General features: G+C 72.0%; 17 protein-coding genes. 9 read left to right on the forward strand and 8 right to left on the reverse strand.

Annotated elements, in window-relative coordinates; translation table 11 throughout:
- Nucleotides 1–65: 65 nt before the first annotated feature.
- The 3 genes from BXY45_RS00160 to BXY45_RS00170 all read right to left on the reverse strand — a co-directional run bounded on the left by BXY45_RS00160 (nt 66) and on the right by BXY45_RS00170 (nt 3805).
- A complete protein-coding gene (locus BXY45_RS00160) occupies nt 66–410 on the reverse strand; it encodes a hypothetical protein (protein ID WP_109772287.1) in 345 nt (114 codons plus the stop codon).
- Between the two features lie 90 nt (nt 411–500).
- A complete protein-coding gene (locus tag BXY45_RS00165) occupies nt 501–2264 on the reverse strand; it encodes a DUF4012 domain-containing protein (RefSeq protein WP_146211018.1) in 1764 nt (587 codons plus the stop codon).
- Nucleotides 2265–2293: 29 nt separating this feature from the next.
- The gene (locus BXY45_RS00170) at nt 2294–3805 is read right to left on the reverse strand and encodes a tyrosine-protein kinase domain-containing protein (protein ID WP_109772289.1); all 1512 of its coding nucleotides are present in this window, start codon (nt 3803–3805) and stop codon (nt 2294–2296) included.
- Between the two features lie 267 nt (nt 3806–4072).
- On the opposite strand from BXY45_RS00170, the gene BXY45_RS00175 reads away from it, so the two are divergent.
- From BXY45_RS00175 to BXY45_RS00215, 9 genes are all read left to right on the forward strand, one after another.
- On the forward strand, nt 4073–4354 hold the full coding sequence (locus tag BXY45_RS00175) for an isoamylase early set domain-containing protein (protein WP_170131235.1): 282 nt from the start codon (nt 4073–4075) through the stop codon (nt 4352–4354).
- A gap of 132 nt (nt 4355–4486) precedes the next feature.
- Nucleotides 4487–5326 (forward strand): sugar phosphate nucleotidyltransferase, encoded by an 840-nt coding sequence (locus tag BXY45_RS00180; protein WP_245961563.1) that lies wholly within the window; start codon nt 4487–4489, stop codon nt 5324–5326.
- 5 nt (nt 5327–5331) lie between these two features.
- Nucleotides 5332–6501 carry an alpha-hydroxy acid oxidase gene (locus tag BXY45_RS00185; protein WP_211319105.1) on the forward strand — a complete coding sequence of 390 codons (1170 nt, stop codon included), beginning with the start codon at nt 5332–5334 and terminating at the stop codon, nt 6499–6501.
- 197 nt (nt 6502–6698) lie between these two features.
- Nucleotides 6699–8531, forward strand: a complete 1833-nt coding sequence (locus tag BXY45_RS00190; protein WP_211319106.1) for a GMC family oxidoreductase N-terminal domain-containing protein — start codon at nt 6699–6701, stop codon at nt 8529–8531.
- Between the two features lie 67 nt (nt 8532–8598).
- Nucleotides 8599–12228, forward strand: a complete 3630-nt coding sequence (gene mfd, locus BXY45_RS00195) for a transcription-repair coupling factor (protein ID WP_109772644.1) — start codon at nt 8599–8601, stop codon at nt 12226–12228.
- Nucleotides 12229–12318: 90 nt separating this feature from the next.
- The gene (locus tag BXY45_RS00200) at nt 12319–13164 is read left to right on the forward strand and encodes a hypothetical protein (RefSeq protein ID WP_146211019.1); all 846 of its coding nucleotides are present in this window, start codon (nt 12319–12321) and stop codon (nt 13162–13164) included.
- Nucleotides 13165–13384: 220 nt separating this feature from the next.
- Complete coding sequence (locus BXY45_RS00205) at nt 13385–14359, forward strand: hypothetical protein (RefSeq protein WP_146211020.1); 975 nt, start codon at nt 13385–13387, stop codon at nt 14357–14359.
- A complete protein-coding gene (locus BXY45_RS00210; RefSeq protein ID WP_109772292.1) occupies nt 14356–15618 on the forward strand; it encodes a DegT/DnrJ/EryC1/StrS family aminotransferase in 1263 nt (420 codons plus the stop codon). Before BXY45_RS00205 ends, BXY45_RS00210 begins: the two co-directional genes overlap by 4 nt.
- A 7-nt stretch (nt 15619–15625) precedes the next feature.
- Nucleotides 15626–16579 carry a hypothetical protein gene (locus tag BXY45_RS00215; RefSeq protein WP_146211021.1) on the forward strand — a complete coding sequence of 318 codons (954 nt, stop codon included), beginning with the start codon at nt 15626–15628 and terminating at the stop codon, nt 16577–16579.
- A gap of 55 nt (nt 16580–16634) precedes the next feature.
- Here the strand turns inward: BXY45_RS00215 and BXY45_RS00220 are convergent, their stop codons facing one another.
- From BXY45_RS00220 to BXY45_RS00240, 5 genes are all read right to left on the reverse strand, one after another.
- Nucleotides 16635–17789, reverse strand: a complete 1155-nt coding sequence (locus BXY45_RS00220) for a glycoside hydrolase family 26 protein (protein ID WP_146211022.1) — start codon at nt 17787–17789, stop codon at nt 16635–16637.
- Between the two features lie 60 nt (nt 17790–17849).
- The gene (locus tag BXY45_RS00225; protein ID WP_146211023.1) at nt 17850–19007 is read right to left on the reverse strand and encodes a glycosyltransferase; all 1158 of its coding nucleotides are present in this window, start codon (nt 19005–19007) and stop codon (nt 17850–17852) included.
- A 73-nt stretch (nt 19008–19080) separates the two neighbouring features.
- Nucleotides 19081–20370 (reverse strand): NAD(P)H-dependent oxidoreductase, encoded by a 1290-nt coding sequence (locus BXY45_RS00230; RefSeq protein WP_109772296.1) that lies wholly within the window; start codon nt 20368–20370, stop codon nt 19081–19083.
- Nucleotides 20367–20918 carry a dTDP-4-dehydrorhamnose 3,5-epimerase gene (rfbC, locus tag BXY45_RS00235; RefSeq protein ID WP_109772297.1) on the reverse strand — a complete coding sequence of 184 codons (552 nt, stop codon included), beginning with the start codon at nt 20916–20918 and terminating at the stop codon, nt 20367–20369. Before rfbC ends, BXY45_RS00230 begins: the two co-directional genes overlap by 4 nt.
- Nucleotides 20915–21940 (reverse strand): NAD-dependent epimerase/dehydratase family protein, encoded by a 1026-nt coding sequence (locus BXY45_RS00240; RefSeq protein ID WP_109772298.1) that lies wholly within the window; start codon nt 21938–21940, stop codon nt 20915–20917. Before BXY45_RS00240 ends, rfbC begins: the two co-directional genes overlap by 4 nt.
- Nucleotides 21941–22037: the final 97 nt, after the last annotated feature.

Raw genomic sequence — 22037 nt, forward strand, 5'->3', positions numbered from 1 at the left:
ACGCGACGAGGGGCCCCGCTGCACTGCAGCGGAGCCCCTCGTCAAAATCTTGGGTGGTGCTGTGATCAGCGGAAGAGCCAGTAGATGACGCGGTAACCCTTCGCCGCGACACCGATCACGAAGCCCTTGTTGCCGGGTGCCTTGCCGATGTACCACTTGACCGGCGCCTTGATGATCTGGGAGTAGCCGCCGCCTGAGGCGATGGGCGTCGTCGGCGTGGTCGGCTTGGGGTTGCCCGGCGTGTTGCAGTTGTACGAGCCCTTGGTGCAGGTGGGCTGTACGTAGATCTTCCCGGCGGGCTGGGAGGTAGCCGCGCTTGCGGCCGGTGCCAGGGTTGCCGCAGCGAGGCCGAGGCCAACCGCCGCGACGACGATGCGCTGTCCCCGGCGCAGGGTGGTGCTAGCGGACATGGTGGACCTCTCGTCGGCTGACGGGTTCCTGGGAATCATGGCAGAAGATCACCCATTTGCGGACCACGACGCCGAAATCCGGGCGTCTCGTCAGGAGCAGACCTGTGCGGCGACGGAGGCGTCGTGCACGAGCGGTTGCGTGTGCACCGACGTGATCGGCGTCGCAAGCCCCGCGGTCGTCGCGACGATCTGCACCGGGGCGCCGCGCGGAACGGCCACCGCCAGCCGGTTGACGCTCCAGCCGCGCTCGGGCAGCACCTCGATGTCTGCGATCTGCCCGTCCACGGTCATGCTCGTCACCGTGCGCCCCGGAGGCAGGTAGAGGGCGATCGTGAGCAGTTCCGTGGTCGGTGCCTGCCCTTCCACCTTGGTGGAGACGTAGTACGGGATCTCGGCCGGCGCGTCGTTGGTGAGCTCGATCGTGATCTCGGGTGAGGCGTTGCAGGCGCCGGTGACTCGCACGGATTCGCGCAGGTAGTAGTCCAACTTCGACGCCGAGATGTTGGTGAGGTAGACGCCCGCCGCGTCCTCCTCGGGAGCCGGGAGGGCCCCCGCGGCTCCGCCCTTCTCGAGGGCTTCCTGCTGCGCGGGGTCGGCCGTCCACAGCTGGACGTGGCCACCGCTCACGGCCTCACCGAGGGACACCAAGCGGGAGGTGTCCCAGGCCCCGCCGCCCAGGCCCCGGGAGAACGCGGAGCCCACCAGCGCCGTGAGGTAGTTCTTGCGCGCGGCGTTGTCGTCGCCGAAGACCTCGTAGGCCTGGCGCAGGACGACGTCGGAGACGGTGTCGGCGGTGACGCTGGGCCCGTCGGGCACCTCGACGGTCCCGGCGCCGCGCAGCAGCGGCGCGAGCCCCGCGGGATCGACGGCGATGACGCCATCCGGGGCGGGGCGGCCCTGTGCCGTCCAGAGGTCGACGAGCAGCTGCGCGGCGTACGGGAAGTGGGGGCTGAGGCCGACGTTCTGGGAGTAGCTGACCTGTTCGGCCGGGTAGAGGGCTCGGTACTCGGGTCCGAGGTCGCGGACGGGGCCGCTGAGGCGCTCGAGGTCGTCGTTGGACCCGGCGTCGGACAGGGAGAGACGGCCATCGTTGACGTCGAGCAGCGCCCAGGTACCGATGATCCCGCCGGTGGGGCGAAGTTCGGCGGTGTTCTGGAAGGCCACCAGGTACGTCCGAGGTCCGTCACCGCCCAGCACGACGGGCAGGGCTGTGAGCAGTGCCTGTGCGCGCGAGAGGCCCCCGGAGAGCTCCGCGACGCCGGTTTGGGCCTGCCGCACCCGCTCGGACAGGCCGGGGGGCAGGCCGGCAGCGTCAACGGATGCCGCCCGCACCTGCGCATCGCGCGCGGCGGCGGCTGCCGGCTCGAGGGAGACCGCGAGGTCGGCGATGCCGGCAGGGTCCAGGGTGCCGTCCGCGCGGATCGCACCGCCGCTCGACAGTGCGCGTTCCCCGGCCTTCACGGCGGGCATGGCTCCGGCTCCCACGGCAGCATCGACGGCGGCGACCGTCGTGCGGACCGCCGCGACCACCTCGCCGGCCTTGCCCGGCAGGTGGGACGCCAACGCCAGGGGAGGACTGTCGACGGCGGCGCGCGCGTCGGCAGTGGCCAGTGCCGCCTGCTCGGTAGCTCGGGAGGCTGCGGAGAGGTTGCCACTCGCGACGGCGGCGCGTACCGCGGACACCTCAGCCGTCGCGGCCCTGACGTGGCCCGCGGCGGCGCGTGCCTCCATGCCGCCCCAGACAGCCCAGCCGACGACCAGGAGCGCTGCCACTCCGAGCGCCACGAGCGCGGGCCGACGCCACGGGGGCCGAGCGGGCTTCGCTCGGCGCCGCGCCGTCCCGGTTGAACTCACCGCGCTCCTGGCTGAGCTCCTGGCTGAACTCACCGCTCCGCTGAGCCGGAGCGCGTGGTCCTGGGGCCGGCGGGCCGAGGCCGACGGGGGGCGCTCGCGCCACCCTCGGCCGGCAGCTCACCGGTGACCGTCTCGCCGCCGGAGCGCGGCGCACGGGAACGCCGGCTCTTCGGGGTCTTCAACGCGTCGAGGGGCTGGTACTTGTACGCGTACGTCTGGTACGCGTCGACGCCCTTCGTGGGCAGCATCGTCACCACGGCGCCCAGCACCGTCGCCTCGACAGCGGACAGGGCCTGCAGCGCGCGGGCGACCTGCGGGCGCCGCGCCCGGCCGCTCCCGACGACGAGCAGCGCACCGCCGACGACCTCCGAGAGCACCGCCGAGTCCGTCACGGCCAGCAGGGGAGCGCCGTCGAGGAGCACCACGTCGAACCGCTGCTCGAGCTCGTGCAGCAGCTTGGTCATGTGGTCGGAGGCCAGGAGCTCGCTGGGGTTGGGCGGCACGCCGCCCGAGGTGAGCACCGACAGACCTTCGAAGTCTCCCCAGGGTTGGAGCACGTCGTCGAGAGAAGCCTGTCCGACGAGCACGGTGGTGAGGCCGGCGGCGCCCTCGAGGCCCAGATAGGTGGCCACCATGGGGCGGCGCAGGTCGGCGTCGACGAGGACGACGCGGATGCCAGCCCCCGCCATCGTCAGGGCGAGGTTGATGGCCGTGGTGCTCTTGCCCTCGCCCTCGAGGGAGGAGGTCACCACCACGGAGCGAGCCCCTGAGGCAGCGGTGGCGAAGTGGAGGTTGGTGCGCAGCTGGCGGAAGCACTCGGCGCGCACGCCCCGCGGCTGGTCGACGACGACGAGAGGGTGCTCGCGCGCTTCGTCGTCGTAGGGCATGCCTGCGAGTACGGGCAGCCCCAACTGGGACAGGTCCTGTTCGCCGCGCACGGTGGTGTCGAGCGTCTCGCGCAGCACGGCAAGACCGACACCCACGGCCAGGCCGACGAGCAGGCCGAGCGCCAAGTTCAGCGGAGCGTTCGGGGAGGAGGGCGCGGCCGGCACGACGGCCGGCTGAGTAGTGGTGAGCTGGACCGGCGTCGCCGTGCCCGTGCCGTTGCCCTCCAGCGTGGCCACAGTCGTGATGAGGGAGGCCCCGACGGCATTGGCGATCTGCGCGGCCTGCTGCGGCGACGGATCGGTCACCGTGATGTTGATGAGCACGGTGTCGAGCGGCGCCTCGGCGGTGATCTGCTGCGCCAGCCGGCCCGGTGTGGTCTGGAGGCCCAGCTCGGAGATGACAGGCCCCAGGACGATGTCCGTGCGGGCGACGTCGGCGTAGGACTGCACGCTCTGCTGCACGAAGTTGTTGCCCTGCTGGAGGTCGGAGACCGAACCCTGGCCCTGCGCGCGCACGAACAGACGAGTCTCCGCCTGGTATTCCGGGGTGGCCGCCAGCGTCGCCGCTGCGGCGCCGGCCAGGGCCAGCGCCGTCAGGACGACGATCGACAGCCACCTCTTGCGCAGCACGCGCAGGTAGTCGGTGAGCTCCACACTCTCCCCCTCGTCGGTGGCGCTGATCGTGGCACAGCGGTGACCAGCGGGTCACTGTTCGCACCAGTTCATCCCCCGGAAGATTCCTCAGGAGATCCATCGGAAGCCGGTGAAGCCCATGAGAGGGCCTTGCGGCAAAAGGGTTAACGGGCAGGTCGTCAAGGGTCGGTGTGTCGTCGCAGGTGCTCCGGCGTGTCGGCCTCCGGTACGGTGCGCCACACCGCCACCCGAACGGTGGCGGGCACCACACCGCCGAGGAGACCGACAGTGACGATCACCACCAAGACGACCAAGGGGTCCGACGACGTCAAGGTGACGTTCTCCCTGTCCGCCGCCGAGTACTCCGAGCCCGTCTCGGTCGTGGGCAACTTCAACGACTGGAGCCCGTTCGCCCATGTCATGAAGAAGCGTTCCAACGGCAGCCGGTCGGCCACGGTCGTCGTGCCGAAGGGCTCCACCGTGCACTTCCGCTACCTCGGCCACGACGGCCACTGGTTCGACGACGAGGACGCCGTCGTCGATGACCAGGGCAGCACTTACGAGGTCTGATCGCTCGTCTCCCGGGCGGCAGTGCGTGACCCGACCGGGCGTCGCCCGGTCGGGTCCATTGCGCTCAGTGACCTTCAGGGGGCCTCTTTAGAGTGGCCGTGAAGCACCGCAGGCCCCTGAGGAGGACGTTCCGTGACCGCAGCAGATCAGCAGAGCCACCCGTCGGCAGTCCCGACCGCCGACATCCCAGTGGTGATCCTGTGCGGAGGCATGGGTACCCGCCTGCGCGAGGCCAGCGAGCAGCTGCCCAAGGGCCTGGTCGACGTCGGCGGCCGTCCGATCCTGTGGCACATCATGAAGACGTACTCCCACTACGGCTTCCGCCGCTTCGTGCTGTGCCTGGGCTACAAGGGCGACATGATCAAGTCGTACTTCCTGGACAGCCGGGTGCGCTCCTCCGACCTCACGCTGCACACCAACGGCTCCAAGCCGTTGGAGTTCCACACCGACACCTCCGACGAGGACTGGGAGATCACCTTCGTCGAGACGGGCCTCACCACGGCCACCGGCGCCCGCATTGCCCGCGCCGCCAAGTACCTCGACGCCCCCCGCTTCGCCCTCACCTACGGTGACGGCATCGGCGCCGTCGACATCTCCGCCGCGCTGGACCAGCACGTGGCCTCGGGCCTGACCGGCACCCTCACGGGCGTGCACCCCAGCGGTCGCTACGGCGAGATGCAGGTCGTGGGTGACGTGGTCAAGGAGTTCAACGAGAAGCCCACCACCCAGACCGACTACGTCAACGGCGGCTTCTTCTTCTTCGAGCGGTCCTTCGTGGACGGCTACCTCGACGCCGACCGCACCGAGGAGATGCTCGAGCACGCACCCCTGGGTCGCCTGGCCCGCGACGGCCAGCTCGGGGTCTACAAGCACGAGGGCTACTGGCTGGGCATGGACACCTTCCGTGACTGGAAGGAGCTCAACGGCCTGTGGGACGCCGGCAAGGCGGAGTGGAAGGTCTGGAAGGACTGAGCAACGTGCTCGCTTCTCTCAGCGGGGGAGGGCTGCCCCTGCTGCGAGCCCAGCGGGAGGCGGCCGCCGAGCGGCTGCCTCCCGAGGTGCTCGACTACTACGACGCCGGGGCCGGCGACGAGGTCACCCGCCGCGAAGGCGCGTTGGCGTGGGCCTCCTACCGCTTGCGCCCGCGCGTCCTGCGTGACGTCGGCACGGTCAGCACCGAGACGACGCTGCTCGGCCAGCACCTCGCGCACCCGGTGGGCGTCGCGCCGATGGCCTTCCATGCCTTGGCCACCCCCGACGGCGAGCTCGCCACCGCGGCGGCCACCGGGGCGAACGGCGGACTGCTCGGCCTCTCCACGCGCTCCTCGCGGAGCCTGGAGGAGGTAGCGGCCGCTGCCGCTCAGCACGGCGCACCGTGGTGGTTCCAGGTGTACGTCATGAAGGACCGATCGCTCACCGAGGCGCTGGTGCGGCGAGCCGTCGACGCCGGCGCCGGTGCGCTGGTGCTCACCGGTGACACGCCGTACGTGGGCCGTAAGCGCCGCGTCACGGGCACCCGGCTGTCCGTCCCGGACGACCACTTCCTCGTCAACCTGGCCCCGCACTTCGCCGAGCGCGTCGACGCCGGGGGAGCGGAGCTGACGGTGGCCGCCCAGCGCGCCGCCGCCGAGCAGGACCCGACCATCGACCTCGCCACCATCGGTTGGCTCGCCGAGGTGTCAGGCCTGCCGGTGCTCGTCAAGGGCGTGCTGCGGGGCGATGACGCCGTGGCGTGCCTACAGGCAGGCGCCGCTGGCGTCGTCGTGTCCAACCACGGTGGCCGCCAGCTCGACAGGTCGGTGCCCAGCGCGCTCGCGCTGCCCGAGGTGGCCGCTGCCGTCCGCGAGCACGCACGGGTGAGTGGTCCGCTGCCCGGCGGGTACGCGCCCGTCGTTCTCGTCGACGGCGGGGTGCGGACCGGCACCGACGTGCTCACGGCGCTCGCGCTCGGCGCCGACGGCGTTCTGGTCGGGCGGCCCCTGCTCTGGGCACTGGCCGCCGGCGGCGCTGACGCGGCGGGCGCCTGCATCGCCGAGGTCGTGTCCGACCTCAAACATGCGATGGCACTCGCCGGGGCCGCTAGCCTCTCGGGGATCACACCCGACCTGGTGCACCCATCGGGTGCTGTCCTTTCCCGTGGGGCGTGACCTTTCTTGACCCACTGTTGACCAGCGCATTCACCGTTCATGGTGGTCTTCCCCCCGTTCGGGTGATGTGCTGGCGGACGGTTCCCGACGCGTCGAGGGCGCGATCCGCGCAGGGCTACCGTCTTGACCAGCGGGCGACGGAGACCGCCCCCGCGCCCAGTGCGCCCTAGGCGCTGATCACTACGAGGAGGCCCGCCGTGCGAGTTCACGGACACGCCATCCCGCGCGCCCGCCACATCGGTGGGTCCGGCTCGGCAGAACGGGTCGACGTCGTCGTCGTCGGCGGTGGCTCGGCGGGCAGCGTCGTCGCCGGGCGCCTCGTGGAGCGTGGCGTGGGTTCGGTGCTCGTGCTCGAGGCGGGCGCCCCCGTGCATCCGTGGGACGTCGAGCTGCGGATGCCGCTGGGCATGTACCGCGCTGTGGGCGACCCCCGGTACGACTGGAAGTACACCTCCGAGGAGGAGCCCTGGCTCTTCCGACGCAAGATCTCCCTGCCGCGTGGCAAGGTGCTGGGCGGGTCCAGCGCCATCAACGGCATGCTCTACCAGCGCGGTCACGCTGCCGACTACGACGGCTGGGCCGCGATGACCGGCGAGCAGGGCTGGGACTACTCCCACCTGCTGCCGTACTTCCAGCGTGTCGAGGCGGCCCTGACCCCGTCCGCCGGCCCCAGCCGCGGGCGCATCGGCGCTCACGTGCTCACCCCCGACCCCGCGAGCAGCCCGCTGCACGAGGCGTTCTTCGAAGCCGCCCGCCAGGCCGGTCACCCCGTGGCGGCCGACCCCAACGACGTCCAGGACGGCGTGGGACGCTTCGAGAAGGCCCAGCACCGCGGGCGGCGCGTCACCGCCGCCGACGCCTACCTCTCCCCGCACCTGCGTGCGGGGAACCGCGCCTTGCGGGTGCAGACCCGGGCGCTGGTCACCCGCGTCGTCGTCGAGTGCGGTCGTGCGGTGGGGGTGCGCTACCGCGTGCTCGACGCGTCGGGTGTGCCCGGCCCCGAGCAGGAGGTGCGCGCCGGAGAGGTGGTGCTGGCCGCCGGCGCCTTCGAGACCCCGAAGCTGCTGCTGCTGTCCGGGATCGGGCCGCGTGACGAGGTGGCTGCCGCCGGCGTTGCGAGCGTGCACCACCTGCCCGGCGTGGGGCGTGACCTGCAGGACCACCTCGGTGCCTTCGTCCAGCACCGGTGCAGCCAGCCGGTCAGCATGACCACCATCAAGCACAAGCCCCACCTGCTCGCCGCCGCCGCGCAGTGGCTGGCGCTGGGGTCGGGGCCGGGGGCGAGCACCCACATCGAGGCGGGCGGCTTCCTGCGCACCAGCCCCGAGCAGCTCGTGCCCGAGGCGACGGTCTTCTTCTCCAGCCTGGTCTGGCCGGTGGCCGGCATGCCCGTGGTCGAGGGCCACGGCTATCAGCTGTACGCCTACCCGGGGCGCGTCACCTCCCGCGGTTCCGTCACGCTGCGCTCCGCGGACCCCGCAGCGATGCCGGTGATCCGCAACAACTACCTCTCCACCGAGAGCGATCGGCAGGCCTGGGTGCGCGTGCTGCGCGCCGTGCGCGAGGTGCTCTCCCAGCCCGCGTTCGAGCCCTACGACGGCGGGGAGGTGGTCCCGGGCACGCACGTCGTCTCCGACGAGGAGCTGCTCGCCTTCGTGCAGCGCACCGCCCGCACCGGGCTGCACCCGACCTCGACGGCGCGGATGGGCATGGACGACGCCGCGGTGCTCGACCCGACGACCCTCAGCGTGCACGGCGTGCGTGGCCTGCGAGTGGTCGACGCCTCCGCCATCCCGCTCATCCCCAACGGCAACAGCTACGCGCCCGTCATGGTGCTGGCCGAGAAGGCCGCCGACCTCATCTCGGGGGCCACGCCGCCCGCGCCCGGCGTCGTGCCTGTCGCGGCCCGCGCCCTGCCGGGTGCGCTACCGCCGCTGCCCGACGGCACCCTCGCGGGTGACGGGTCGTTGGCGGATCGGCACGGCCTGCCCGTGCGCCCCGAGGTAGCCGGCGGTCAGCCCGCCGCTTGAACGGCCGGAGGGCGGCGCACGAGCGGGTGTTAGCGGCTGTCAGGGGAGCGACCTACCCTGGGTGCTCGTGCCGCTGACTGGGATCGTCTCCGCCCTGCTGCCCGACCGGGGATTCTCCCTCGCCGTCGCGAACGCACGTACCGGCGGCGTCCCGCTGCTCGAGGCGGCGGTCCCGCCCGGTGCCCGTCCCGCGCTGCTCGCGGCGATCGCGGCCGACGAGGAGGCCGGCGGCGCGGGGCGCACCGTGCTGGCCGTCACCGCCACCGGCCGGCAGTGCGAGGACCTCGCCGCCGCGCTGCGCTGCTTCCTCGACCCGGCCTCCGTGGTGGAGTTCCCGAGCTGGGAGACGCTGCCGCACGAACGCCTCTCGCCCCGCTCGGACACCGTGGGCCGCCGGCTCGCCGTCCTGCGGCGTCTGGCCCACCCCGAGGCCAGTGAGGACGGCCAGGGCTCGCGGGTGAGGGTGGTCGTGGCCCCGGTTCGGGCCGTCCTGCAGCCGCTCGTGGCGGGTCTGGGAGACCTGCGGCCGGTGCAGCTGCGGGCGGGCGACGTCGTCGACCTCGAGCAGGTCGTGGCCGACCTGGCCGCTGCGGCGTACACGCGCACCGAGATGGTGGAGCGCCGCGGTGACATGGCCGTGCGCGGTGGCATCCTCGACGTCTTCCCGCCCACCTCCGACCACCCCCTGCGGGTGGAGTTCTTCGGCGACGAGGTCGACGAGGTCCGCGCTTTCTCCGTGGCCGACCAGCGCTCCCTCGAGGTGGTGCCCGAGGGCCTGTGGGCGCCGCCGTGCCGCGAGCTGCTCCTCACCGAGGAGGTGAGGGCCCGCGCCGCCGCTCTCAAGGAGAAGCTGCCCGGCGCGGCGGAGATGCTCGACAAGATCGCCGGTGGCATCGCCGTGGAGGGCATGGAGTCGCTCGCACCCGCCCTCGTCGACGACATGCAGCCCCTGCTGGACGTGCTGCCCACCGGCACGCACGTCGTCGTCCTCGACCCTGAGCGCGTCCGGAGCCGCGCGCACGACCTCGTGGCCACCTCCGAGGAGTTCCTTGCCGCGGCGTGGGCCAACGCGGCCTCCGGCGGGCAGGTCCCGGTGGACCTCGGGCTCGAGCGGGCCAGCTACACGACGTTCGCCGCCACGCGCGCGCATGCCCTGACCACCGGGCGGCCGTGGTGGTCGCTGAGCTCGTTCACCGCCGACGAGGAGACCGCCAGCTTCGACGGCGAGGACGGCGCCGTCGTCGTCACGGTCGGGGCCCGCGAGGTGGAGGGGTACGCCGGTGACGTACCGAAGGCCCTCGCCGACCTGCGCGCCCTCGTCAGCGACGGCTGGCGCCTGGTGGCCACCGCCGCCGGCCACGGCTCCGCCGACCGTCTCGCGGAGGTGCTGCGCGACGCGGACGTGCCTGCCGCCCGCGTGGACGGTGTGGGCACTGTGGGAGGAGGCGACGATGACGGAGCCGGCATCCCGTCGAGCGTCGTCCAGGTGACCACCGCCAGCCTCGGCCATGGTTTCGTGGCGGCAGGGCTCAAGCTGGCGCTGCTGACCGAGGCCGACGTGCTCGGCACCTCTGGGCCGATGTCCGCCAAGGACGCCAAGCGCATGCCGAGCCGTCAGCGGCGCAACGCCGTCGATCCGCTGCAGCTCAAGACCGGTGACTACGTCGTCCACGAGCAGCACGGCGTCGGCCGGTACGTCGAGATGGTCCAGCGCACGCTGCAGGGCGCCACGCGTGAGTACCTCGTCATCGAGTACGCGCCCTCCAAGCGCGGCCAGCCCGGTGACCGGCTCTTCGTGCCCACCGACACCCTCGACCAGGTCACCCGGTACGTGGGCGGCGAGGCGCCGGCGCTCAACAAGATGGGCGGCGCCGACTGGGCCAAGACCAAGGGTCGGGCCCGCAAGGCGGTCAAGGAGATCGCCGGTGACCTCATCAAGCTCTACAGCGCCCGGATGGCCACCAAGGGCCACGCCTTCGCGCCGGACACCCCGTGGCAGCGCGAACTGGAGGACGCGTTCCCCTTCGTCGAGACCCCCGACCAGCTGGTCACCATCGACGAGGTCAAGGCCGACATGGAGCGCATCGTGCCCATGGACCGCCTCATCTGCGGCGACGTCGGCTACGGCAAGACCGAGATCGCCGTGCGCGCCGCCTTCAAGGCCGTGCAGGACGGCAAGCAGGTCATGGTGCTCGTGCCCACCACGCTGCTCGTGCAGCAGCACCTGGAGACGTTCTCCGAGCGGTTCGCGCCGTTCCCCGTCACCGTGCGCGCCCTGTCCCGCTTCGTGTCCGCCAAGGAGTCCGAGGCGGTCAAGGCGGGCCTGGCCGACGGCACCGTCGACGTCGTCATCGGCACCCACCGCCTCCTCGGGGGCGAGTACCGCGCCAAGGACCTCGGTCTGGTCATCATCGACGAGGAGCAGCGCTTCGGGGTGGAGCACAAGGAGCTGCTCAAGACGCTGCGCACCAACGTGGACGTGCTCGCGATGAGCGCCACCCCGATCCCGCGCACGCTGGAGATGGCCGTCACCGGCATCCGCGAGATGTCGACGCTGGCCACCCCGCCGGAGGAGCGCCACCCGGTGCTCACGTACGTGGGGCCCTATGAGGAGAGGCAGGTGGCCGCCGCCATCCGCCGCGAGCTGCTGCGCGAGGGCCAGGTCTTCTACGTGCACAACAAGGTCGAGTCGATCGACCGGGCCGCGGCGCGGCTGGCCGAGCTCGTGCCCGAGGCCCGGATCGCCACCGCGCACGGCAAGATGAACGAGCACCGCCTGGAAGAGGTCATCGTCGACTTCTGGGAGAAGCGCTTCGACGTGCTGGTCTGCACCACCATCGTCGAAACCGGGCTGGACATCTCCAACGCGAACACGCTCATCCTCGAGCGGGCCGACCTGCTGGGCCTGAGCCAGCTCCACCAGCTGCGCGGCCGCGTGGGTCGCGGCCGCGAGCGCGCCTACGCCTACTTCATGTACCCGGGGGAGAAGCCGCTGACGGAGACCGCCCACGACCGGCTGGCCACCATCGCGTCCCACACCGACCTCGGCGCGGGCATGCAGGTGGCCATGAAGGACCTCGAGATCCGCGGCGCCGGCAACCTGCTCGGCGGGGAGCAGTCCGGGCACATCGCCGGCGTCGGCTTCGACCTGTACGTGCGCCTGGTGGGCGAGGCTGTGGCGGAGTTCCGCGATGGCCCCAAGGAGGAGGGCCTGCCGGAGGCGAAGATCGAGCTCCCGGTGGACGGACTGCTCCCGCACGACTACGTCCCGCACGAGCGGCTGCGTCTGGAGGCCTACCGGAAGCTGGCCGCGGCGACCTCGGACGACGACGTCGCCGCCGTGCGTGCCGAGCTGGTCGACCGCTACGGCGAGCCGACCGAGCAGGTGGAGAACCTCCTCGCGGTGGCGCGGTTCCGGGTGCGCGCGCGGGCCTCGGGCATCAGCGAGGTGTCGCTGCAGGGCCGGAACGTCAGGTTCGCGCCCGTCGAGCTGCGCGAGAGCCAGGAACTGCGAGTGCAGCGCCTCTACCCGGGCACGCTCGTCAAGCCGGCGCTACGGACGATCCTCGTGCCGCAGCCGATGACCTCGCGCGTGGGCGGTCAGCCGCTGCGCGACAGGGCCGTACTGGAGTGGGCCACGGCCCTGCTCGACGCGGTGATGCCGGTCGATCAGCTCGTGCCGGCGGCCGCGAGCTGACGGCGGGGTGCGTGCGGCTGAGGGCCACCCTCCGCCAGCGCCTCACCCGTCTGCACCGTCCTCCCAGGCGCATGCCCCACCATGGGGGATGTGGATCACCTCGTGTACATCAGCTTCGGAGAGGGGCGCCACGTCGACGAAGTGCGCTTCTCGGTGCAGACGGCGGCCCGGCACCTGCCGACAGGCGGTGGCAGCTGGCGCATCACCCTGTGGACCGACCGGCCCGAGCAGTGGAAGGACCTGCCCGTCGAGGTGGTCGAGGTCTCCTCCGAGCAGGCGCGCGCGTGGATGGGGCCGCACCAGTACGTCTGGCGGGCCAAGATCGAGGTGCTGAGCGCCGCGCTGGAGGCCTCCGGCGGCGGGCGCTGCCTCTACGTCGACGGCGACACCTGGTGGAAGCGGTCGCCGTCGGTGGTGTTCGACAGGATCGGTCCCGGTCGCAGTGTCATGCACCTGCGCGAGGGGCGCCCTCCCGCGCCCGAGGTCGCTGCGCTCCAGCATGTGCTGGGGCGCCACGAGCCGCTGGACCTGACCGGTCGCCCCTGGGCCTTCCCGGCCGACCGCGACTCCTGGAACGCCGGAGTCATCGGCCTGCACCCGGCGGACGCCGCGGTCTGCGCCGAGGTCGCCCACCTCACCGACCAGCTGCTCGAGCACGGCTTCGACGACCATTCGCACACCTCCGAGCAGCTGGCTTTCGCGGTGGGCCTGGCCTCCCGCACCACGGTCTCCGAGTCCCGCGACGCCGTCATCCACTACTGGCCCTCTGAGATGCGCGAGCCGTTCGGAGCGGCTCTGGCCGACGACAGGGCGAGCCGCCACTCGCCCCAGGAGCGGTTCGAGCGGCTCTGGGGCCGCAGGCCGCGCCCCACGCTGCAGCGCCGCGCCAAGGACACCGCCAAGCGGGCCCTGCGCCGTGTCGGGGTGCGCCGCTGAGACCTGCGCCGGCACTCGCCCTGGCACCCCCGTGAGAGTCCGCCGCGGGTGCCCTGACATCACGCTGCGTGGTCGAGCGTCACCCTGTCGGCGGGTGCTTGCGCCCGCACACCACCCTCGGGTGCACCCGCTGTTCACCTGCGTGCCCCCCGGCGGCCACGATGTCGCCGGTGGCGCCCGACGGTGGGCTGCGGGCGTCCCGCGTCGGAGGGGGACGGCAGTGAACGACGAGAGCAGCGCAGGGCATGGGCCGGCGGGGCAGGCAGCGCCGGCGAGGTGGTGGCGCGGGGCACACCCGCATCGGCCGCGGGGGCGCGAGGTCTCGCTGACCCCGCTGGTGCGGGTGCTCGCCGTCGTCGTCGTCGTGCTGGTGGTGGTCGGACCGACCGTCCGCATCGCGGTGGAGGCGGTGCAGGGTGACGCCGCGCTGCCGCTGGCCTGGCTCGACGAGGCCAAGCGGCAGACCGACCTCGACGGCGAGGCGAACCTCCCCGCGACGTTCAGCGCCGTCCTGCTGGCCCTCGTGGGGGTGGCCCTGCTCGCGCTCGCGGGCGTGCGGCGTGCCCGGGGCGAGCGTGCGCGGCCGGTGGTGGTGCTGGCGGCGGTCGCGGGATACCTGGGCCTGGACGAGGCCACCGAGCTTCACGAGTCGCTCGCGCTCGTCGCCGAGCACCTGCACGCCACCCTCGGGCTGCACAACTTCGCCTGGCTGGTCCCTGGCGTGCTGGTCGCGGCTGCGGGCGGGGTCGTCGTCCTCAGACTGGCCAGGGCGCTGCCGCGGCGCTTGAGGTTGCGGCTGATGGGCGCGGGCGCGGTCTACCTCTTCGGTGCACTCGTCATGGAGTACGTCACGAGCTTCTTCCTCGTGGACCTGCCGGGGACGGCGGAACTCACCGCACCGCAGCCGGTCTCCTACATCCTCCTCAACGCCGTGGAGGAGGGGGCAGAGATGCTGGGGGCGCTGCTCGCGCTCGCCGCTGTGCTTGCCGAGCTACGACTGCGCGTCGTCGACGGGGGAGTCGCCGTGGTGGGCGTCTCGCAGAGCGTCACCGCGGGTGCTGTGCGCCACTCGGGGGGTCTGGGGGGTGATCCTTCCCTCGGAAGGACCGCCGCGGTCGACGCAAGCCCCGGCGGAGTGGTTACCGTCAGCGAGCATCGGCAGGGGCACCTGCACGGGGGAGAAGGAGAACGATGAGCACCGACACCAGCCTCGACAGCAGCCTGGACCCGACCTTGGGGGCATCCCAGGGCGAGGTGTCGGCTCTCGGCGTCGCCCCCCTGACCGAGCTCCGCTACCCGGCGCTCGGCCCGGCTGACCCCGTCCCGGTCTACCGCCCCTACCTCGGCGCGGAGGTCCAGGAGGCGGCTCGCTCGGCCCTGGAGGCCGGCTGGCTCGGCATGGGCAAGCTCAGCCAGGACTTCGAACTCGGCCTGGAGTCGTTCCTCGGGCTCGGTCCGAGCGGCCGGCGCGCGGTGTCCACCAACTCCTGCACCGAGGCACTGCACCTGGCCGGCCAGCTCATCGGTCTCGGCCCCGGCGACGAGGTCATCGCGCCGTCGTTCACGTACGTGGCCGGCCACCAGGCGATGAGCCGTACCGGAGCATCGGTGGTCTTCGCCGACATCGAGGACCGGCGCCTCTGCCTCGACCCCCAGCGGGTCCGCGAGGCCATCACCGAGAACACCAAGGCCATCCTCGCCGTCGACTACCTCGGTCTGCCCTGCCAGCTCGACGAGCTCCTCGAGATCGCCTCCGAGCACGGGCTGCGCGTCATCGAGGACGCCGCGCACGCCTTCGGCACCGTCTCCGCTGGACGTCCCGTCGGCTCCTTCGGCGACATCACGTGCTTCAGCTTCGGCCCGGTGAAGACCATCACCACCCTCGAGGGCGGAGCGATCATCACCTCCGACCCCGCCGACGTCCAGACGTTGCACGAGCTGCGACACCTCGGCATCGACGCCGACACCGACGCGCGGTACAAGAACCAGCGCAACTGGGAGTTCGACGTGGTCCGGCAGGGCTTCCGCTGCCACCTCGGCTCGGTGCCGGCCGGGATCGGCCTGGCGCAGCTCGCCCTCGTGGACGAGTTCATCACCAACCGTCGCGAGTACTGCAAGGCCTACGACGCCGCGTTCGCCGACCTCGCCGAGGCGGGCCACCTGCAGCTGTTCGACACCGACTGGGAGGGCGTGGCTCCCTACATCTACGTCATCCGCGTTCGCGACGCCGTGCGCCGCGCCGACCTCATCGCCCACCTCAAGGCGAAGGGCATCGGGTCCGGCATCCACTTCCTCGGTGCCCACGAGTTCTCCTTCTACGCCGACTCGCGCCGCGGACCGCTGCCGGTGACGGACCTGGCCACCAGCCAGGTGCTGACGCTGCCGCTGCACCCGTACATGGACTCCGCCACCATCGACCGCGTCGTCGATGGTGTGCGCACGTTCTTCCAGTGAGGGTCCCGTGAACGTCAGAGTGGGCGGGTGGGAGCACACCGCCACGCTGGCGCAGGTGCGCGGCGGCAGCACCGGTCGTCTGCGCGTCATCTACCGCTCCTACGGGGGTGACAACCTCAAGCGGCGCCCCGAGTACTACTCGAAGACGACGTCGCTGCTGTCGTTCCTGCGTGCGCTCGACCGCGTGGAGGCCGACGTCGTCTTCATGAACAACGGCCCCATCGCCGAGGATCGCCTGGCGCTCATGCGGGGTCGCGGTGAGATCGTCAGCATCGGCCCCACGAACATGCAGGGCTCCTGGCTGACGATGCTGAAACTGGCGGCCACCTGGGGCGACGACCTCGTCTGGCTCGCCGAGGACGACTACCTCTACACCGAGGAGTCCCTGGCCACGCTGGTCGAGGCGGCGGCGGCGCTGCCCGACGTCGACTACTTCGCCCTGTACGGCGTGACCGAGAACTCCTGGTACCTGCCGCCGGGGCTGGAGCAGCCGAGGCCGCGCGGCTGGACCGACCGCGAGGAGTTCGTGGGTGGTCAGCGGTGGCAGCGCATCGACTCCACAGCGAGCACCTTCGGCGTGCGGGCGAACGCGCTCGCGCAGGACGTCGGCATCTTCAGGCTCGCGATGATCCCTCACCGCAGCATGTACCGCGACCATGACATGTTCCACGGCGTCCAGGGCTACGAGACGCACCGCTGGAGCGACCTGGCCCGCACGCTCGCGCTGCGCGGGGAGGGGAGCCTGATGCGCAAGCTGCGGCGCGTCTACCTCGCGCCGTTCCTCGTGGCGAGCAACCTGCGCTCACACCGCAGGCCGGAGCACCGCCGGTTCCTCATGGCGGCGGATCCGAACGTCATCGCGCACATGGAGATCGAGCTCCTGCCCCCGAACCACGACTGGGCCGCCGAGGCGGCCAGCGTCGTCGCCTGGGCCGAGCAACGCCAGCTCGTCCGCCCCTGACCTCCCGCTGACCGGTGGCGACCCGTCATCGGTCCAGCAGCCAGCCAGTTGTCGGTCAGCCCCCGAACGAGCGGCGGAACTCGGCGGAGGATGCAGGCAACCTGCCGGAGGGCAGCAGCGTGAACGCTCCGCCGAAGCCGCTGCTCACGTTGAACTGGCACGCGTAGAGAACCTGGCCGGGCCCGGCGCCGGCGTGCGTTCCCAGCCATGCGCGCAGCGACGTCACGAAGGCGGGGGAGTCGCCGCCGGAGCTGTCAGCGCACACCGACCACTCCGGCAGCGCCAGCGGCACACCCCACCTGCCGGCGAGGTCGCGGAAGGCGTCCAGCCCGGCGGGACCACCCCATCTGTCGTGCGCGGGGAGCCAGCGGGCGAAGTCCTCCGCGGTGGCCAGGTAGGGGTAGCGGTTGTAGTAGCCGACGCCGAGCACGTCGAGCTGCCCTGGGCCGGGGTGCAGGACTGAGCTGTCGGCGTCCAGGCCCACGGTGTTGTGGTTGAGGGAGAAGACGAGCTGCGCCGAGGGGAAGAGCGTTCGCTGGAGGGCTCGGTACCGCTGCCAGGCGCGCTGGAAGTCACCCACCTCGGCGGCCCGCACGCTCCACGGGTACCAGTTGCCGTTCATCTCATGGGCGAACCGGATGAACGTGGTGCCTGGCGCGGAGCCCCTGACCGCGGCGAGGGCGCGCAGCGAGGCGGTCCAGAGCTCGTCACAGGCACCGCTGGCTGCCTGGGCCCACGTGGTGCCCGCGCCGAACGCTCCGACGGCGACGTCGAGGGCGCGGGTCCAGCCGGCAAGCTCGCCGCCGGGCTGCAGCACCGGCAGGTGCGTGCTCGACCAGGTGCTGTCGGCCCAGGTGGCCGTGAGGTCGAGCTGCCGGCCGAGCAGGCGCTCGTACTCACCCGTGGCCACTCCGTCACCCGCGGCGCCGAGCATGAAGGGCAGGCCGCTGGCAGCCGACTGGAGCAGGCTGGGTGCGGCAGGGCTCACGGCCGCGACGGTCCGGGCGGTGGCCACCCTTCGGCGCCTCCTGGTGGGCCGACGGGCTGCGGCCGCGGGGCCGGTCGCGGCTCCCACGAGCGCCCCGCCCAGCGCCGTGGCGGCACAGGCCAGCAGAGCGCGACGCCCGGGCGGGCGGGTGGGGGCGGTCCCGGAGCCGGCGACGGGCCCGGTCGAGGGGGCGCTCACGGGGCGGTGCTGATCGAGCGTCACGCAGCGATGATGCCGCAGACCGGATCTCGTGGGGCGGAGGGGATGAAACGGGCGAACAGGTCAGCGGGAGCGGCGCGCGGCGGCCTGCAGGGCCCCGGCCCACCCGTCGGCCATGGCTGCCACGTCGAACTGCTCCACGTGCTCCAGGCCCGCGGAGGCCTTGGCGCGCAGCGGGGCAGGGTCGCGCAGGTGCCGCAGCAACGCCTCGGTGAGAGCGGGGACGTCTTCGACGGGCACCAGCTCGCCGGTGCGGCCGGAGTCGAGCACTTCGCGTACCCCGGCGCTGGAGTCCGTGGCCAGGCACGGCACACCCAGCGCGACGGCCTCAATGAGCGCCAGGGGCAGTCCCTCGTGGCGCGAGGGCAGGCAGAACAGGTCAGCACGCGCCACCTCGGGCAGCGGCGCGTCGATGGCGCCGGCGAATTCCACGGTCCCGCTCACGCCGAGCCGCGCGGCCTGCGCCTCCAGCGCCTGGCGGTCGGGACCGTCGTTGAGGATGCGCAGCCGGTGGGGGACGCTGCGTACGGCCGTGGCGTGGGCCTGCAGCAGCAGGTCATAGCCCTTCTGCGGGGCGAGCCTGCCGGTGGCCACGACCACCGGTAGGTCGGCGAGGGCGGCCGCCGGCGCGTCCGCCACGGGCTGGGCCGCTCCCGCCGCTCTCACGGCGGCGAGATCGACGCCGTTGCGCACCACGTGGAGCTTCCACCGCGGCAAGCCGTTGGCGAGCACGGGGGCCACCACCCCGGCGTCGATGCAGACGGCGGCGTCGGCGCGGCGGTGAACCATCCGGATCACCCATTGAGCCGACCTCGGGACCCACTCCTCGAGGGCGTCGTCGAGGTCAGCGTGCACCGACACGACGAAGGGGCGGTGTGCCAGGCGCGCCGCGAGCCAGCCCAGCACGAGTCCGGGGCCGATCTCCGAGGTCGCCAGGACCACGTCGTGCCGGCGCGCCATCCTCGCGAGACGCAGGAGCGACGGCACGGCGGTGGCCCGCAGCCGCTGCCCCGGCCTCCCCAGGGTGACCACCGGCGCCTCGGGGGGCGCTTCGAGGATCTGTGCGTCCGTGGGCTGCTGGAGCACGACCAGCTCACCGCTGCCATGACCCCACCGCTCCAGCAGCGAGAGCACCACGCGGGTGGCTCCGGTGCGGAACAGGGCATCGGCGACGAGCAGCGTTCGGGGGGGACGGGGCGCCGGCCCGGCGGCGTCGCTCACGGCGACACTGTGGCGCACTCCCCGGGGGCGGTGCCGCAGGGGGTGGTGTTCTGCGGAGCGACGGGTGTGCACTTCAGCCGACGGGGAGGCGGGCGTCCTGCGCGGCGCGCAGCTCGTCCACGAGGCGCCCGGAGGGCACGTCGACCATGTCGTAGGTGATGACGGCGTCCTTCGGGACGTCGACCAACAGCCTGCAGCCCGGAGCCAGTCCCAGCGGCAGCAGGCGCTGCTCACGAGCCGTGGTGGCGTCCTCGGCCTGCCCGTAGACGTGGTACCCGCCGAGGCCGTCGATGGTGGTGCCGGCAGCCAGGTCGGTCTTGGCGGTGGTGAGCACCTCGACCTTGAGGTCGCCGGCGGCCACGAGGGCGGCATCGCCGAAGTCGACCGCGCGGACCACCGTCGTGGGCACCTCGAAGTGGCAGAGGTGGTATGGCGTGTAGAAGGAGTACAGCGGTCCCTCGCCCAGCTTGTAGAGGTTGAGGTAGTGCTGCTGCTTGGGGTCGTCGTGGGTGGCGAGCACATAGACGCCTGGGCCGGGCTGGGAACCGACGACGTAGTCGACGACACCGCCCTTGGCCTTCAGCTCCTCGACGTCGTAGCGGGAGATCAGCTCGTCCACATGGCCACGGTGGTCCCAGCCGTTCATCCCGCGCTTCGGCACCGTCATGCCCCAGGCGTTGGCCACGATCGCCTGCTCGAAGGAGATCTTCGTGCCGTCGGCGAAGCTCGTGACCATCCACGGGTCCTGACCCCACCGCTCGGCGAACGCCTGCTGCGTGGTGGGGGTGCGGTAGGGGTCCTGCAGGCCCTTGATGTTGCCGGCCACCAGCGGCGTCAGCCCGATGCCACGCACGAAGCGCAGCAGGTTGACCGTCACGCCCGGCTGGTCGCCGTCGGCGCCGGTGAACATGACGCCCGCCGCGGCGAACCGGCGGGCGATCTCCGGGCCTACCGTTGCGTCGAGCTCGGCGTTCATGGTCACCACGGGGGTGCCGGCCTCGAGTGCCGCCAGGGTGATCTGCGCCCCGAACTCGACGGCACCGGTCACGTCGACCACGCAGTCGATGCCGTCAGCGGCGACGAGCTCGAGGGCGTCGGCGACGACGGCCGGCGTGCCCTCACGGATGCTGCGTTCCAGCTCGGCGCGGGAGTCGACGACCTTCGCCGCTGTCCCGGCCTCCTCGTAGGCTCGCAGCCCCTTGGCCTCGGTGCGGTTGGCGATGGCCACCAGCTCCATGCCCGGGGTGCTGTTGATGATCTGGTTGGCCAGACCTCGCCCCTGGAACCCTGCGCCGACCATGCCGACGCGGATGGGGCGACCTTCTCGCTGCCGCTTCGCCAGGGCGCTGTCAGTGATGATCACGAGGGGGCCTTTCCGCCGTTCTCGGCCAGCAGGGGCCAGGAGGCGTCCTTGTCGGAGATGACGGCGACCGGCACCGGCCAGGACAGGCCGAGGTCGGGGTCGTCGTGGCGCAGGCCGCGCTCGACACCGGGGGTGTAGGGAGCGGAGACGTTGTACGTGGCCTCGGTGTCGTCGACGAGGGTGATGAACCCGTGCGCGAACATCGGCGGCACGTACAGGGCCACGTGGTTGTCCGCGGTGAGCTCCACCGAGACGTGCTGCAGGTACGTGGGGGAGTCCGGGCGGACGTCGACGATCTGGTCGTACAGCGCCCCGCGGGTGCATCGGACCAGCTTGGCCTCGGGGGCCACGGGCAGCTGGTAGTGCATGCCGCGCAGCGTGCCGGCCTTCTTGTTGAAGGAGATGTTCGCCTGGACGAGCTCGGTGTCGAGCCCGGCCTCGGCGAAGGCCGCCTTGTCGAAGGAACGGGCGAAGAAGCCGCGCTCGTCGGTGTGCGGCTCGATGTGGACGATCGCGACGCCCGCGATGGGAGTGCTGAGGATCTTCACTTGCTGGTCCAGAACAGCCCGGCGTCGATCTGCCCGGTGGCGAGCAGGTGCTCGAGCTGCTTGAGGCGGGTGTGGCCGCGGCCGGTGAAGGTGGCCTCGTCGAGCTGGATCGCCTCGAAGACGTCGTGCAGCTGCTGGGCGCCGCGGGCGGCGTCCCACTGGCACTCGAAGTCCGGCAGGACCTTCTTGATCTTATCGAAGTTCACCTTGTAGGAGCGGTTGTCCGCGCTCGGCGGGCCGAAGGTCAGCTCGCAGCCCGGGAACGCCGCGGCGACCTTCTCGGCGATGTCGCGCACCTGGTAGTTCTGCTCGTCGGAACCGACGTTGAGCACCTCGGCGCGCACGGTCTCCGCCGGCGCGGTGAGCACCCGGCGGATCGCCTGGGCGATGTCCAGGCCGTGAACCAGCGGACGCCATGGGGTGCCGTCGCTGTTCATGGCGATCTTGCCGGTGGTCCACGCCAGACCGGCGAGGTTGTTGAGCACGATGTCGAAGCGCATCCGGGGGCTGGCGCCGAAGGCGGTGGCGTTGCGCAGGAAGGTCGGGGCGAAGGTGTCGTCGGCCAGGGGCGTCACGTCGCGCTCGACGCGCGCCTTGCAGATCGCGTAGGCGGTCTGCGGGTTCACCGGGCTGGTCTCGTCGACGGTGCCCTCGGCCACGCCGTACACCGAGCAGCTCGACATGTAAACGAACCGGCTCACCCCCGCCTGCTTGGCCACCTCGGCCAGGCGCACGGAGCCCTTGTGGTTCACCTCGTAGGTGACCTCGCCCAGCAGGTCGCCCAGGGGGTCGTTGCTCAGCTCGGCCATGTGGACGACGGCGTCGAAGCCGCGCAGGTCTTCGACCTGCACGTCGCGGATGTCCTTGGCCAGCGTGGCCACCGTGCTGGTGACCCCGTTGTAGAGCCAACCGTGCTTGTAGTAGCCGGTGTCCAGGCCCGTCACGTCGTGGCCGTCCTCGACCAGCAGGGGAGCCAGCAGGCATCCCAGGTAGCCCTCGGTGCCCGTCACAAGGATCTTCATGGTGCTGCGGCCCCCGCATGTCGTGGTCGTCTCCGGAACGTCGCCCACGCTAACGGGCCGTGAGCAAACCCCTGGTCCTGCGGTCCTGCGGACGGGT

Source organism: Quadrisphaera granulorum (assembly GCF_003149145.1).
GTDB classification, from domain to species: Bacteria; Actinomycetota; Actinomycetes; order Actinomycetales; family Quadrisphaeraceae; genus Quadrisphaera; species Quadrisphaera granulorum.

Bases quoted from the DNA above. Each gene is read 5' to 3' on its own strand.
- BXY45_RS00160 (WP_109772287.1), bottom strand. From the start codon at position 410: ATGTCCGCTAGCACCACCCTGCGCCGGGGACAGCGCATCGTCGTCGCG.
- BXY45_RS00210 (WP_109772292.1), top strand. From the start codon at position 14,356: ATGAGCACCGACACCAGCCTCGACAGCAGCCTGGACCCGACCTTGGGG.
- BXY45_RS00240 (WP_109772298.1), bottom strand. From the start codon at position 21,940: ATGAAGATCCTTGTGACGGGCACCGAGGGCTACCTGGGATGCCTGCTG.